This is a genomic window from Rhodoferax sp. UBA5149 (assembly GCF_002413825.1).
In the GTDB taxonomy this organism is placed as follows: Bacteria; Pseudomonadota; Gammaproteobacteria; order Burkholderiales; family Burkholderiaceae_C; genus Rhodoferax.
Window position 1 is genome coordinate 3,886 of record NZ_DHXT01000008.1, and the last position, 13,407, is coordinate 17,292.

Consider the following 13,407-nt stretch of genomic DNA (forward strand, 5'->3'; position numbering starts at 1 on the left):
CGGGCCGCCCCAAGCAAGGCCAGCCCCCTCGGGGGGCAGCGTAGTACACGAAGTGACAAGCGTGGGGGTCAGTTCAGCGGCGCGACGACACCAGGATGCCGGCCACGATCAGGGTAAAAGCCAGTACGTGATAGAGCCGGGGCGTCTCGCCCAAGAATGCGCTGGAGAGCAGGGCGGTGAAGAGCGGTGTCAGGTTGGAGAAAAAGCCCGCCGCCGCCGGGCCGGCCCGCGCCACGCCGGCGCCCCAGGCGCGGTAGGCGATCAGCGCCGGACCGACGGCGATAAACAGCAGCGCCGCGGCCAGCGGCCAACCCCATTGAATGTGGGCTTTGGCCAGCGCCCATTCACCGCCAGCGAAGAGGCCGGACCAGAGCAGGCCAAAGGTCATTTGCGCGAGCAAAAAAGCCGACCAGTTTGATCGAATGCCGGGTGGTTCCGTGGTCGGGCGCACCAGCATCCAGCTGTAACAGGCCCAGGAGCCCGAGGCTAGCAGCACGTACAGGTCGCCGGGCACCAGTCGCACCTGCTGCAGCAGTTCCAGTTGACCCCGGCACAGCACCAGCAGGACGCCCGTGATCGACAAGGCGGCGCCCAGCAGCTGGCGCCCCGATATGGCAACGCCGAAAAACCAGCGCCCGATCAGCAGCATCCAGACCGGCGTGCTGGAGCCCACCAGCGTGACGTTGAGAGGGGTGGAGGTGTTGAGGGCCAAGTAGAGCAAGGCGTTGTAGCCGCCCACGCTGAGCAGCCCCAGCAACGAAAAACGCCGCCAGTTCGGCCACAGCAGACTGCTGGGTCGCAGCACCGCGCCCGCCACCGGCGCCAGCAAGCTGAAGGCCAGCGCCCATCGCAGAAAGTTCAGGGTCATGGGCGACACCAGCTCGCTGACCAGACGACCGACCACCGCGTTGCCGGCCCACAGCAGCGGCGGCAAGGTCAGCAACAGGGCGGCGCTAGGGGTCAGTTTGGGGTGCATGGCACGACTGTAACAAGCCCGCTGCCTGGCCCCTTTTTCTTAGCCCAGCAAGGCCTCAAAATCCGCCAGCGGTGTCGGCTTGCCAAACAGGTAGCCTTGGTACAGGATGCAGCCATGGCGGGCCAGAAATTCCTGTTGCGCTTGCGTCTCCACCCCTTCGGCAATCACCTCCAGATCCAGGTTGCGCGCCATGCCGATGATGGTCTGCACGATCACGCCGTCGGTGGGCTTGATGCCGATGTTGCGCACAAAGGACTGGTCGATCTTGAGCTGGTCCAGTGGCAGACTGGTCAGGTAAGCCAGGGAGGAGTAGCCGGTGCCGAAATCATCCACGGAAAACTGCACCCCAAGTGCCTTGAGCGCACTCATCTTGGCAATGGTGTCGTTCACATTGACAAGCACCAGCGACTCCGTGAGTTCCAGTTGGAGCAAGTGCGGCCTGATCCCGGTCGCGTGTATCACCGCGGCGACTTGCGCCACGAAATCCGGCTGGCGAAACTGGCGCGCACTCACATTGACGGAAAGATGCAGCGCGCGGCAGCGATCATCGTTCTGCCAGACGGCGAGTTGCTGGCAGGCGGTGCGCAGCACCCAGTGGCCGATGGACATGATGAGCTCGCTTTCTTCGGCCACCGGGATGAACTCGACCGGTGACACCATGCCGCGCAGCGGGTGCCGCCAGCGGATCAGCACCTCGGCCCCGACCACGCGCTCACCGTGTTTGAACTGGGGCTGGTAGTGCAGCTCGAACTGCCCGGCCAGCAAGGCCGCATGCAGGTCTTCCTCCAGCTGGGCCCGCGCCGTGATGGCGGCCTGCATCTGCGGATCAAAAAAGCACAGGGCGTTGCGCCCGCGCGACTTGACCTGGTACATCGCGATGTCGGCCTGTTTGAGCAAGTCGGCCGGGGCTTGCTGCACCACTCCAAACAAAGTGGCCCCGATACTGGGCGTGCTGTGGTAGGTATGCAAAGCCAGCTGGTAGGGCTGGTTGAGCAACTGCAAAATCTTTTCGCCGATGCGCTGGGCCAGGGTGGCGGCCTCGTGGCTGTGCTCGGACAGGTTTTCGAGCATGATCACGAACTCGTCGCCGCCCAGGCGCGCCACCGTATCCTCATCGCGCACGCAGGTTCTCAGGCGCTGCGCCACCTGTTGCAGCAGCAAGTCGCCGACGTCGTGACCCAGCGTGTCGTTCAGTGTCTTGAAATGGTCCAGGTCCAGAAATAGCAGTGCGCCGTGCTGGCCGCTGCGTGCGCTCGACGCCAGGGCGTGCTGCAGCCGATCCATCAGCAGCCGGCGGTTGGGCAGCCGGGTCAGCGCGTCATAGAACGCCAGTTGCTCGACCTCGGCCGTGGCGACGCGCAGCTCGGTCACATCGTGATAGACGATGACCAAGCCGCTGTCGGGGGTGCGCCGCTCGGTGATCTGGATGAAGCGGCCATTGGGCAAGGTTTGCTCATGCGGGGCCTGCGGATTCAACTGCAGGGCCATGCGGCGTTCAACCCAGTTTCGGAGCTCGGCCTCGCTCAGACCCGGCAGATGGTGTTTGGCCGCCACTTCCAGCAGGCGACGAAACGGCAAGAGCGGCGCCAGCATCCTCGCCGTCCATGGATAGATCTCCACAAAGCGCCGGTTCCAGCTGACCACCTGGTACTCGGCATTGAGCAACACAAAGCCATTGACCATGGACTCCAGCGCCTGATCCAGGGTGGCCTTTGACTGCGCCATGGCGATGCGCGCCTGCGCCAGCCGGTCCAGGTACCAGACGGCAAAGCCACCCGCTGCCAGAACCATCAAGACAAACACCAGTGTCGCACCGACCATGAAGTTGCGTTGCGTGCGCCATTCTTCCAGCGCCGCGTCGATCGGAATACTGGCCGCAATCAGCATATCGCGGTACAGAATGGGCCGGGTCACCACCATGGCGGGCGTGCCTCCCAGCCGCGCCGGCAGACGCAGCGCATGGGCTGAGTCACGCTGAACACCCAAGGCCGGCGAGAGCTGCGTGCCCACGAGCTGTTCCTGGGGCGGCACGCTGGCGAGCAACTGTCCGTTGCCGCGTTCGAGCGTGACTTCGAGCCCGCTGATGTCCACCCCCTGAATCATGATGGAGGTCAGGAGTGGCACCTGCACCTCGGCCACGACTGCCACCTTCGCGCCGTCAGCCAGTTTGATAGGGCGGCCAAAGTACAGCACCCGCTCGGAACTGGCAAAACTCACCACCGGCGCGCTGACGGTCAGCGCCGAGACGGGCTGGGTCAGCACCTCGTCCAAAAAGCCCGCCGGCAAGCTCACGACCAGCTGCGCGCCACCGGGATCGGACGAAGCCATCACCCGTCCCTGCGCATTGATCAGCGCGACATAGCGCACCATCATATTTTGTTGCATGGCGCCATACATCGTCTGACTGGCCGTCCTGGTATCGATCCAGTCCACCATCAGCCCCGACAATCCCAGCAGATCGTCCATGCTGGCGAGCAAGACATCCACCCCCAGCAAGCTTCGGTTGAGTGCCGCTGCGGCACCGCTGACAAAGAGCACGGCCTTTGCTTCGCTCTCGGCCAGGGCCGTCTTTCGGGCATGCCAGATCAGACTCGCCGCGGCCAGCGTCAGCGCCAGCAAAAATACACCCACCAGCGCCCCTATCGAGACGGTCACGGTGGAGAGTTTCAAGCGCCTCATTGGGCAACAGGCGCCATCACGCCGCGCACCGGGCCGATGGTCTGGTTCCAGACCGCGGCGCAATGCGCATTGCAGCGCTGCAGCCAGTGCGGCAGCACCGTGGCGCTGAAGATGGCCTGGCGTCGACGCTCGTCCTGCGCCGAAATGCTCACCTGACGCATGCGCCCCAGGCGCCCGGAACTGCAACTCGAAGCGCCTGTATTGCAAGCCATGCCGTCTGCGGTTTCGCGTTCGCTCTCGGTCCAGATCGCCGCTTCAAGCAGGGGCAGTTCACGGCGAAGCAAGATCTTCAAGTCGGGCGGCAAGGCGCCCCAGGCGGCCAGGTTGGCGCCGAAGAGCGCCAGACCCCAGGTCACCGGCAGGGCGTGGATATGGGTGCTCACTTCTTGCAGCCCCAGGGTGTTGCCCGACATGCTGCCAGTGATCGCGCACTCGGTGTTGCCCGAGGCCATATTGGCCATGATCTGGGCAAACCCGGTGAGCACCGGCACGCCGCCCAGCGCACCCACGAAATCTGATTGCGTGGCTGACGAGACGCGGATACGCCGCCCCGCCAGATCCGCCAGGCTGGCCAGGGGTTTCTTGCAAAATACCACCTGGGCCGGGTACACATAGATGGCCAGCACCTCCACGCCATGCCGTTCGCGCAGCGTCGTTTCCAGGTAAGGCCGGAAGGCGGCGACGGACTTCTTCAGGCTGGCCATATCCGGATTGAGTCCGGCCAGGTCCGGCGCGCCGTACTCGGGGAATTGCGCGGACAGGGTGCCCAATATGGCGGTGCCAAAAGGCACCACACCCAATTGCATCAGGCGCAGCATGTCGCCGCCAGGCACGCCGGCGCGGTCAAAGGGCACGATATCGGCGTCGAACTTGCCGCCACTCAGCCGGGACAAGTCTTTGGTCCAGAACGGCGCTTCATGGCGCGTGTATTGGTTCACGCCCGCCAGACCGCCGACGATGCGCAGTTTTTGCGGCAACGTCGATTGCGCCTGCGCCCCTGACAAAACCAGCGCGCCGCAAAGCAGCGTCGCGACGCGACGCCAACCGGGCAAGCAGTGATTTGAACGGGGCATGGGGAATTCTGATGGGCTAACAAGGGCAACCTTTCCATTCTGGCAGAAAGCCGCCGGCCACAGGCTCAAAAAACACCCGGATAAACACCTGCTTCAAGCCGCGCCTTGCGGTTCAAGCGCAGCCGTGGCCAGAGAGGAAGATGTCGTGCTCCATTTCATGGCAACATGCTGGACCCTTCAAATTTCAGGAGACACGATATGACCCAAATCCCTTCCCGCGCCATTCGCATTGATCAAAATGGTGGCCCCGAGCAGCTCAAACTGGTCCAGGTCACGGTGGGCGAGCCCGGTCCGGGTGAAATCCGCATTCGTCACCACGCGGTCGGCCTGAACTTTATCGACGTCTACCAGCGCAGCGGTCTGTATCCCTTGCCGATGCCTCTGCAATTGGGCATGGAGGCCGCCGGTGTGGTGGAGGCGGTCGGTGCCGGCGTCACCCACCTGCAAGTGGGTGACCGCGCGGCCTACGCCAGCCAGCCGCCGGGCAGCTACTGCGAGCTGCGGGTGATGCCCGCCAAGTGCGTCTGCAAGCTGCCCGATGTCATTTCATTCGAGACCGGCGCGGCCATGATGCTCAAGGGGCTGACGGCGCAATACCTGCTCAAACGGACCCAGCCGCAAGGCGGTTTGCAGGCGGGTGACTTTGTGCTGTTCCACGCGGCGGCCGGTGGCGTCGGCCTGATTGCCTGCCAGTGGGCGCGGGCCATGGGCTTGCAACTGATCGGCACGGCCGGGTCGGATGCCAAATGCGCGCTGGCCAATGAACACGGTGCGGCGTTTGTCATCAACTACGCAAGCGAAGATTTTTTGGCGCGGGTCAAGGAGATCACCGCTGGCAAAGGCGTGAAGGTGGTGTACGACTCGGTCGGCAAGGACACCTGGGACAAGTCGCTGGACTGTCTGGCGCCGTTTGGCCTGATGGCCAGTTTTGGCAACGCCTCCGGTCCGGTGGCGCCGTTTGCGCCGGGCCTGCTGGGCGCCAAAGGCTCGCTCTACGTGACGCGCCAGACGCTGTTTAGCCACATCGCCACGCGTGAAAGCACGCAGGCGATGGCGGATGATTTGTTCGAGGCGGTGACCAGTGGCAAGGTCACCATTCGCATCGACCAGCGCTACAAACTGGAAGATGTGCAGCAGGCGCATCGTGACCTCGAAGCCCGCAAGACGACGGGTTGCACTATTTTGACGCTGTAATCGGTCGGCCGTGAAATTCGGTGATCTCATGCCGCAATCGGTGCCCCACCGGTTACTTGCTTTTCGGCTCCAACATGCCCGAACCTTCCGGACTTTTGCCGGCACACCCGGAAGGCACTTGGGACACACGGGCCCACACTTCCGACTCCCCAAACATTTCATGGCCCAGGTAGTAACGGGCATGCAGTTTGCCGTCCTTCAGGCGTATCTTGCTGCGGTAAGTCTTGTTTGTGCGGGAGTCATAGGCCCAGCCCTTGGTCCAAGAGGTGCCGTCAAATTGGGCGAACTCCACCACCTTGCGGTTGCAATCCAGGGGTTCCGTGCGTTGTGGTTTTTCCACGTTGCGATCCCACACCACTACGCCACACAATCCCATGGATGACGAATTTTTGCCCAGCGCGCACCGCTCCAGGCTAACCACGCCATCACCCGCTGCGGTCAACCAATGGCCGACATAGTCGTCCGCGGTCTGTGCGCGAGCAGCACACGTTAAAGCACTGGCGAGCAGTGCCACGCATTTCCATTGACTTGCATTCATGCGAGGTCTCCTGCGGAACTTAGGCGTAGTGGCGGCATTGAGCCCGGTGTGCTCACGCGCGCCACTCAAAACTTGTACGAAATTCGGGCGGCCAAGGCCGTGTCATTGGCCTGGTAGGCGCTGCCATCGGAGCGCGTGTTGGCATACATCTGGGGCGTTTCCACGTTGGCACGGGTCACATCCAGGCCGAACACCCAGCGATTCACCGTGTAGTCCAAGGACACTTGAACATCGGTCAGGTTGGCTGCGGAAAAATTGGCCACGCGTTGTACGCCAATATGGCCCGAGAGCTCCAGCTGCGGCGTCAGCTTGTGCTTTGCATTCACGCTCAGATAGCCGGTGCCACGGCTGGACAAGTCTCCGGGCGCCAAACATTTCAGATACGCCGTGGGATCGGTTGCTGCCAAGGGCGCGCACACCGCACCCACACTGATGCCACGAAAGCGATTGGTCATAGTGTGCTCGTAGCGGATATCGACAGGCCCATAACCCAGTTCCAGGATGGCATAACCCGTGTCGAAATCGACCTTGCTGCCAGTGCCACCGAGTGCATCGTCCTGCGTCAGCGGCGCGTTGTAGTTCGCACCGGGAAAGAGTTCATAGTAAAACCCGCCGCCATAGTGGAACGCATCCGGATCACCATTGCGGTAGCCCGCGCCCACAATGGCCATGGTGCCATTGCTGTTGGGCAATGCGTCTTTGCTGACGGTAGCCAGCTCAATCAGGCCTGCAATGCCCGACGCGTGCACCATGTTCACGGTCACAGACGTGGAGGGCCTAAGACCCGAATCGGTGATGCCACGGCTGGTGCGGTTGGTCGTCAACCTGACCTCGGAGCTGATATTGATGTCATCGGGTTCGGGGGGCGGGGTTTGCGCATACGAAATCGTTGACGTCAAAGCGAGGGCGACACAGAGTTTGGTTTTCATGTTTTTCCTGGGTAAAAATTAGTTTCCGGCGGAGCCCTTGAGCATGCGAACACCAGGCGTTTTTCCTTCACACCCAGGTGGAACTTCGGACACGCGGGTCCATATTTCCGTTTCGCCGTACATCTCATTGGCGGCATAAGAGCGAGACTGCAATTTGCCGTCCTTCAGGCGCAGCCGGTTGTAGTAAGTCCTATTGGTGCGGGAGTCGAAGGCCCAGCCCCTGGTCCAGGAACTGCCATCGAACCTGGCGTACGCCACCACCTTGCGGTTGCAGTCCAGGGCTTCCGTTCGTTTCGGGTCACCCACGTTGCGGTCCCAGACCACGGTTCCACACAGGCCTGACGCAGGCATTCCACGGCCCAGCGGACATCGCTCCAGACTGACCACGCCGTCACCGGCTGCGGTCATCCATTTGCCGACATAGTCGTCGGCGCTTTGCGCGCAGGCTGAGCCCGATAGAACACTGGTGAGCAGTGCCACGTATTGCCACTGATTGGATGTCATGTTTTGTCTCCGGGTTGTTGGTTCCACGCCGCCTTTGAAAAGCCCAGGCCCAGCCTGGGCCCCAGTACACCCAGGGTCAGCAGCACCACCGGCGTCAAACCCAGCGGGACCGAGAGCAAATCGTAGGAAAAAGGATGCCCCAGCGTGTACAGGCCGTTGCGCAGCGCATAGGTCGTGTCCAGGACGACCAGAAACATGCAGGCGCCGGCGGTGAACACCAGGCTGATGGCGGCCATGCGGTGCTGCGGGTTGCGCAGCAGTGCAAGGCCGGCGCTGCCCATCGCCGACGCCACCAGCAGATCTGGCACGATGAACGAGGTTTCCCAGCCGTAGTAGCCGTCGAAATTGGGAATCAGGGTTCTCAATTCCTCCATGGGGAAGGACCAGCCGGCGTGAAAGCTGGTCCAGAACCAGACAAAGCCCAGCGCGGCAGCGATATTGATCCATGCAACGAAACGGATCATGCCAACACCTCCTGCTTGGGGGATGCCAGCCAGTCTGGAATTCTGTCGCGGGCAAACACGTCCTCGGTGGTTTCGGGGCGGCGTATGAACTGGCGGCGCTTGCCGTTGATCAGCACCATGCCGGGTCGCGGCAGCGCATTGAAATTGCTTGCCGAGACCTCCTGGTAGGCGCCCGTATCGAGCAGCGCGATCAGGTCGCCCGGTACCACCGCTGGAATTTTGGTCAGAGGCAGGATGCGATCGCCGTAGCACGAGTGGCCCACGATTTCCGCCACCACCGTGGCGGGCGCGTCGGCGCGGTTGGCGATGCGAAAGTCGTGGTAGTTGTTTTCATAGACCCCACCGGTCAAAAAGAAAACACTGGTATCGGTCAACACCCAGTTCAACTTCACGGGTTCGGTCTGCTGCTTGAATTTTTTAACGCGGGTGATGTGGATGCCGGTATCGCCGAACAGGCCTCTGCCGGGTTCGATTTGCAGACAGACACCGGTGGTGGTGACACCCTGTTTGTGCAGTTCGTCACGCAAGGCCCCGACCGCTGTCTTGGCGTAGTCTTCGTAGCTCGGCGCACGGGCCTGCGAGGGGCCGCGGGCCATCACTTGATTGAAGACCAGCGATGAAATACCGTTGCGCAACCATGCACCCAGCAGCGGGCTGATGAGCTCGAAGGGGCGCCATGCCCACCAAGTCAACGTCACGTCGGCGCGTGCATGCAGCTTGCTGTGCGGGTCGCGTGGGCAGGCAAAGCCGCCACCGATGTCGATCTCCTTCGGCTGGTAGCCGCCCCATGCGCGGCACAGGTGCCCAATGAGGCGCGCATACTGTCGCATCGTGCCGCGCCAATACCAAAGACTGGCATGGTGGCGACCGCCATGGAAATGAAAGCCCACCAGCTCAACGTGCGTCATGCGCAGCACCTTGCGGCCCAACTCCACAAGGTACTGGGCCGGAATGCCGGACTTGTAGAACTGAATACTGGTGGCAATCGAGGCATAGTCCAGCGCAAAGTCGCTCAGCTTCCACAGATTGGGAAAGTCGGGCTTGACGCGAAAGCGCACGTAGGCCTTTTTGCCCAGTTCCATCGCCACACGCTCAATCAGATCGGGCTCATCCAGGTCTTCAATCGTGATGCGCACGCCCGCCTCAATACAACGGCGAATGGTCTCCTCGCTTTTGCCACCGCCGTTGACCGAGATGCGCTCCGGTGCAATGCCGGCACTCAGGCTGGCCTCCAGTTCGCCTGCAGAGTAGGTGTCTGCACCGGTGCCTTCACTGGCCAGGATGGTGCAGATCGCCAGATTCCAGTTGCTCTTGATGGCCGGCAGAATTTGCACCTCCCCTTCAGTCCATTGCGCGGCAAACGCCTGGTGGAAGCGCCGTATGTTCTGGCGCAGTTTGTTTTCAGAAGTGACAAACAGCGGCGTGCCGAATTCCTCGGCCAGTGCAACGGTGTCACAACCGTCGAAATGCAGCCGACCGTTGTGCACGGAGATGGCGTCGTCGGAAACAGGGGGCATGGTGGGGTACTCCAGGGTTGGTCGGCGTGGCGTCATTAGGCCGGTGGCGTGCACGTTTCGGTGGTTCCCGATAGGCGGTGCGGTGGTACCGAAACGGCCAACCGTGTTGGCGCACGGCGGGCCTGTGCGGGTCCTGCCGTACCATGCAGGCATGTCCAAACGCACTGACCCGACCGCGTCGGTTTTGCCCGATCAGGCGGCGGTGTTTCCACCGTACACGCTACGCAGTCTGTTGGCCGTTGCCGCGGAGCATGGCGTTGCGCAGGAACGCCTGTGCCGCGGCCTGGGCGTGACCGAAGCGGACCTGAACGCGCCCCACACCCTGATCTCCTTTCGACAGGGCGCCGCCATCATTCGGCGGGCACTGGCGGCATGCACCGAGCCCGCACTGGGGCTGGTCGTCGGCGCCCGCCAGACGCTGGTGTCCTGGGGTGCCATCGGGTTCGGGATGATGGCCTGCAGCACGTTGGGTGAGGCCGCGCAGTACGCCGTGCAACGCCAGGCCCAGGCCGGTGCGTTGCCGAACTTCAGTTTTGACGCCGATCGTGCCTCCGTTTTTTTGGTCGCGCAGTTGCGCTTCGAGGATGCGGAGGTCGAGCGCTTTCTGGTGGAGGAGGGGTTTGCCAGTCAGCTGCGTCTTGCGCGCCAGCTCGTAGGCGAGGCGCTGTGCCCCCTGGCTGTGGAGTTGCGCTACCCCGAGCCAGCGCACCACCAGGCTTACCGTGATTTTTTCCGCTGCAGCGTGCGCTTCAATGCCCGTGAAAACAGGATGCGAATCTCGGCCGAGGCACTGGCCACGCCGATCGTCGGGAGCGACCCGTCCGCGCGCGCCGAGATCCATGCTTTGATTGAACAGCTCTTGCAGCGCCGCCACGCGCGCCAGGACCTGACCGAAACCCTGACGCGCCGGGTGAGGGGCAACTTGGTTGAGTTGCCCAAGCTGCAGCAGCTTGCCGCCGACCTCAACGTGTCGGAGCGCAGCCTGCGACGGCAGCTCTCGGGCATGGGCACGTCCTACCGGGCGCTGGTGGACGAAACACGCAAGGCCGTCGCTATCGATGCCCTGGCGCAAGCGAAGAGCCTTTCCGAACTGGCGCACGATCTGGGCTTTGCCGACCTGCGTGCCTTCAAACGGGCGTTTCGCCGCTGGACCGGCGTGACACCGCATGGCTATGCGGTGAATGCGACGCAGACGCCTGGACCAGAATAATGGATGGGGTAGCATGCCGACCCTTACTCAATGGCGTCCGCTTGGGCCTCTGCCAAATCAGTTCAGGTCCGCGTTTTCCCCGGTTTGTGCGGCTGCACGCTGTTTCCCGCTACCGGGTGGAGTGAGTCCAGCACTGAATCACGCAAGCGGGCGGGCGCCAGCGCGCCGACCGAGTCCAGAATCGGATAGGCAATCGAGCAGATGTGGGAGTTGATGCGCTTGAGGTCGCTGATCATGTCCAGGTGGAGCGAACTGGTCTCAATGCTTTGCAGCGTGTTGACGGCCAGGCGCTCCAGGTGGGTGGCTGCATACTGGCGTTCCAGGTCGCGAAAGCGGGTTTTTTCCTCCAGCAGTTTTTGTGCGTCGCGCACATTGCCGTTGAGGAAGACGCTCATGCCCAGCCGCAGGTTGCTGACCAGACGGCCGTGCAATTCGGTGATCTCGGTCATGCCCGCATCCGAGAACTCGTGACCGAATCTGATCTTCTTGTCGTCGATATCCATCAGCACGCGCTCGACGATGTCGCCGATTTGCTCCATGTTGATGGTGAAGCTGATGATGTCGGTCCAGCGGTGCCCTTCGTTCTCGCTCAGGGCTTCGCGTGAAATCTTGGTCAGGTAGTACTTGATGTCCGAGTACAGCTCGTCCACCGTATCGTCCATCTTCTGCAGATCCTGGGCCAGCTTGTGGTCGTTGCTCTTGATCACCTCCAGCACGCCGAGCAGCATGGTTTCCACCACGTCAGCCTGGTGCATGGCCTCGCGCACGGCGCAGGAGATCGCCAGCGACGGGGTTGCCAGGGCACTGGCATCCAGATGACGCTGGCGACCCGCCACGGTGCTTCTGTCCGGCTTGGGTAACCATTGCTCGACCCAGCGGGCGATGACCTGGGTCAAACCGATAAAGACGACGCCCACGACCAGGTTAAACGCCAGATGGAACAGCACCACCAGCGTCGCGGGCTCGCCCACCCAGGGGTGCACATTTTTTAGCCACAGGCTGACGAACGGTGCCGTCATCGCAATGCCGATGATTTTGAACACGAAGTTTCCCAGCGGCACCTGGCGTGTTTCCACGTTGGCATTGAGCGTGGTCAACACCGCCAGCAGGCCGCTGCCCAGATTGGCGCCCAGCACCAGGCCCAGCGCCACATCCAGCGGCACGACGCCGGTGCTGGCCAGCGTGGCGGTGAGCAGCACGATGGCGAGGCTTGAATACGACAGCACCGACAGCACGCAACCGACCAGAATCTCCAGCAACAGATCGCTGCTCAGCGAGGCCAGCAAAGCCTTCACGGCCGGCGCCTGGGTCAGCACGTTGGCAGACTGGGTGACCAGCCGCAGGGCCAGCAACATCAGCCCCAGGCCGATCAGAATGCGCCCGACGCGCCCGACGGTGCTGGACTGGCGCGCAATATACAGCACCACACCGACAAAAATGAACAGCGGCGACAGCCACGACAGGTCGAGCGAGAACACCACGGCCATCAGGCTGGTGCCAATGTCGGCGCCCAGCATGACGGTCAGCGCCGAAGGCAAGGTCATCAAGCCCTGGCCGACAAAGGAGGAGACGATCAGGGCCGTGGCCGTGCTGGACTGCACCAGCGCCGTGACACCGATGCCCGAGAGGGTGGCGTTGAAGCGGTTGCTGACGCTTTTGGCCAGCAGGTTGCGCAAGTTCACACCAAAGACCCGCAGGATGCCGGTGCGAACCAGCTGCGTGCCCCAGACCAGAAGGGCAATGGCCGCCAGCAAATTCAGCAGGTGCGTCAACGTGTTCCCTTTTCTTGTGTCCGGGCTCGTGTCCCTGGCCTAGCGCGCGCGCCGCACGCGCAGCAGTTCGTCCAGTATCAGACAGGCGGCGCCCACGGTAATGGCGCTGTCCGCGACATTGAAGGCCGGAAAATGCCAGTTGTGCCAGTGAAAGTCCAGAAAGTCCACCACGTAACCATACATCAGCCGGTCAATCACGTTGCCCATGGCGCCGCCCAGGATGCAGCTCAGTGCAAACGCAAACAGTTTTTGCCCGGCGTGCGACTTGAGCATCCACAAAATCAGGGTCGCCGCCAGCAGGCCGATGACGGTGAAAAACCAGCGTTGCCAGCCCGACCCACCGGCCAGAAACGAGAACGCGGCGCCGCTGTTGTGCATGCGAACCACATTGAAGAAACTGGTCACCGCGGTGCTGTCGCCCAGATGGTAGAAGCCGACGATCAGGACCTTGGTGAACTGGTCTGCGATCACGATGATGGCGGCCAGGCCCAGCCACTGCAGCATGCCGCCCGATGATGATTTGAAGCCTCTGGCCATTATGCAAACCTCCG

The 13,407-nt window shown here is 62.5% G+C and carries 12 protein-coding genes; 2 read left to right on the forward strand and 10 right to left on the reverse strand.

Going from position 1 to position 13,407, the window contains the following annotated elements; all coding sequences use genetic code 11:
* Window positions 1–73 precede the first annotated feature (73 nt).
* From B3V69_RS00500 to B3V69_RS00510, 3 genes are read right to left on the reverse strand one after another with little or no spacing between them, the layout of a single operon-like run.
* Window positions 74–976 carry a DMT family transporter gene (locus B3V69_RS00500; RefSeq protein ID WP_296442788.1) on the reverse strand — a complete coding sequence of 301 codons (903 nt, stop codon included), beginning with the start codon at window positions 974–976 and terminating at the stop codon, window positions 74–76.
* A gap of 39 nt (window positions 977–1,015) precedes the next feature.
* A complete protein-coding gene (locus B3V69_RS00505; protein ID WP_414707447.1) occupies window positions 1,016–3,655 on the reverse strand; it encodes a bifunctional diguanylate cyclase/phosphodiesterase in 2,640 nt (879 codons plus the stop codon).
* Window positions 3,652–4,728 (reverse strand): TRAP transporter substrate-binding protein, encoded by a 1,077-nt coding sequence (locus B3V69_RS00510; RefSeq protein WP_296442790.1) that lies wholly within the window; start codon window positions 4,726–4,728, stop codon window positions 3,652–3,654. Before B3V69_RS00510 ends, B3V69_RS00505 begins: the two co-directional genes overlap by 4 nt.
* A 198-nt stretch (window positions 4,729–4,926) precedes the next feature.
* Here B3V69_RS00510 and B3V69_RS00515 point away from each other — a divergent pair, with 198 nt between their 5' ends.
* The gene (locus tag B3V69_RS00515; protein WP_296442792.1) at window positions 4,927–5,922 is read left to right on the forward strand and encodes a quinone oxidoreductase family protein; all 996 of its coding nucleotides are present in this window, start codon (window positions 4,927–4,929) and stop codon (window positions 5,920–5,922) included.
* Window positions 5,923–5,974: 52 nt separating this feature from the next.
* Here B3V69_RS00515 and B3V69_RS00520 read toward each other — a convergent pair whose 3' ends face one another.
* The 5 genes from B3V69_RS00520 to B3V69_RS00540 all read right to left on the reverse strand — a co-directional run bounded on the left by B3V69_RS00520 (window position 5,975) and on the right by B3V69_RS00540 (window position 9,874).
* Window positions 5,975–6,460 (reverse strand): DUF2147 domain-containing protein, encoded by a 486-nt coding sequence (locus tag B3V69_RS00520; RefSeq protein WP_296442794.1) that lies wholly within the window; start codon window positions 6,458–6,460, stop codon window positions 5,975–5,977.
* A 65-nt stretch (window positions 6,461–6,525) separates the two neighbouring features.
* Window positions 6,526–7,389: a TorF family putative porin gene (locus tag B3V69_RS00525; RefSeq protein ID WP_296442797.1), complete on the reverse strand. Its 864-nt coding sequence runs from the start codon at window positions 7,387–7,389 to the stop codon at window positions 6,526–6,528.
* 18 nt (window positions 7,390–7,407) lie between these two features.
* Window positions 7,408–7,893, reverse strand: coding sequence for a DUF2147 domain-containing protein (locus B3V69_RS00530; RefSeq protein ID WP_296442799.1), 486 nt, complete (start codon window positions 7,891–7,893; stop codon window positions 7,408–7,410).
* Window positions 7,890–8,357 carry a hypothetical protein gene (locus B3V69_RS00535; protein ID WP_296442801.1) on the reverse strand — a complete coding sequence of 156 codons (468 nt, stop codon included), beginning with the start codon at window positions 8,355–8,357 and terminating at the stop codon, window positions 7,890–7,892. The genes B3V69_RS00530 and B3V69_RS00535 overlap by 4 nt, the downstream gene beginning before the upstream one ends.
* Window positions 8,354–9,874 (reverse strand): diaminopimelate decarboxylase family protein, encoded by a 1,521-nt coding sequence (locus tag B3V69_RS00540; protein ID WP_296442802.1) that lies wholly within the window; start codon window positions 9,872–9,874, stop codon window positions 8,354–8,356. Before B3V69_RS00540 ends, B3V69_RS00535 begins: the two co-directional genes overlap by 4 nt.
* A 151-nt stretch (window positions 9,875–10,025) precedes the next feature.
* Between B3V69_RS00540 and B3V69_RS00545 the strand changes: the two genes are divergently transcribed.
* On the forward strand, window positions 10,026–11,084 hold the full coding sequence (locus B3V69_RS00545) for an AraC family transcriptional regulator (protein WP_296442804.1): 1,059 nt from the start codon (window positions 10,026–10,028) through the stop codon (window positions 11,082–11,084).
* A 62-nt stretch (window positions 11,085–11,146) separates the two neighbouring features.
* Here the strand turns inward: B3V69_RS00545 and B3V69_RS00550 are convergent, their stop codons facing one another.
* Together B3V69_RS00550 and lspA are read right to left on the reverse strand one after the other, a co-directional pair.
* Complete coding sequence (locus tag B3V69_RS00550; protein WP_296442806.1) at window positions 11,147–12,856, reverse strand: Na/Pi cotransporter family protein; 1,710 nt, start codon at window positions 12,854–12,856, stop codon at window positions 11,147–11,149.
* Between the two features lie 39 nt (window positions 12,857–12,895).
* The gene (gene lspA, locus B3V69_RS00555; RefSeq protein WP_296442809.1) at window positions 12,896–13,393 is read right to left on the reverse strand and encodes a signal peptidase II; all 498 of its coding nucleotides are present in this window, start codon (window positions 13,391–13,393) and stop codon (window positions 12,896–12,898) included.
* Between the last annotated feature and the right edge of the window lie 14 nt (window positions 13,394–13,407).

What these genes read in the sequence shown, in the direction of transcription:
- B3V69_RS00500 (WP_296442788.1), bottom strand. Translation starts at nt 976, where the DNA reads ATGCACCCCAAACTGACCCCTAGCGCCGCCCTGTTGCTGACCTTGCCG.
- B3V69_RS00505 (WP_414707447.1), bottom strand. Translation starts at nt 3,655, where the DNA reads ATGAGGCGCTTGAAACTCTCCACCGTGACCGTCTCGATAGGGGCGCTG.
- B3V69_RS00510 (WP_296442790.1), bottom strand. Translation starts at nt 4,728, where the DNA reads ATGCCCCGTTCAAATCACTGCTTGCCCGGTTGGCGTCGCGTCGCGACG.
- B3V69_RS00515 (WP_296442792.1), top strand. Translation starts at nt 4,927, where the DNA reads ATGACCCAAATCCCTTCCCGCGCCATTCGCATTGATCAAAATGGTGGC.
- B3V69_RS00520 (WP_296442794.1), bottom strand. Translation starts at nt 6,460, where the DNA reads ATGAATGCAAGTCAATGGAAATGCGTGGCACTGCTCGCCAGTGCTTTA.
- B3V69_RS00525 (WP_296442797.1), bottom strand. Translation starts at nt 7,389, where the DNA reads ATGAAAACCAAACTCTGTGTCGCCCTCGCTTTGACGTCAACGATTTCG.
- B3V69_RS00530 (WP_296442799.1), bottom strand. Translation starts at nt 7,893, where the DNA reads ATGACATCCAATCAGTGGCAATACGTGGCACTGCTCACCAGTGTTCTA.
- B3V69_RS00535 (WP_296442801.1), bottom strand. Translation starts at nt 8,357, where the DNA reads ATGATCCGTTTCGTTGCATGGATCAATATCGCTGCCGCGCTGGGCTTT.
- B3V69_RS00540 (WP_296442802.1), bottom strand. Translation starts at nt 9,874, where the DNA reads ATGCCCCCTGTTTCCGACGACGCCATCTCCGTGCACAACGGTCGGCTG.
- B3V69_RS00545 (WP_296442804.1), top strand. Translation starts at nt 10,026, where the DNA reads ATGTCCAAACGCACTGACCCGACCGCGTCGGTTTTGCCCGATCAGGCG.
- lspA (WP_296442809.1), bottom strand. Translation starts at nt 13,393, where the DNA reads ATGGCCAGAGGCTTCAAATCATCATCGGGCGGCATGCTGCAGTGGCTG.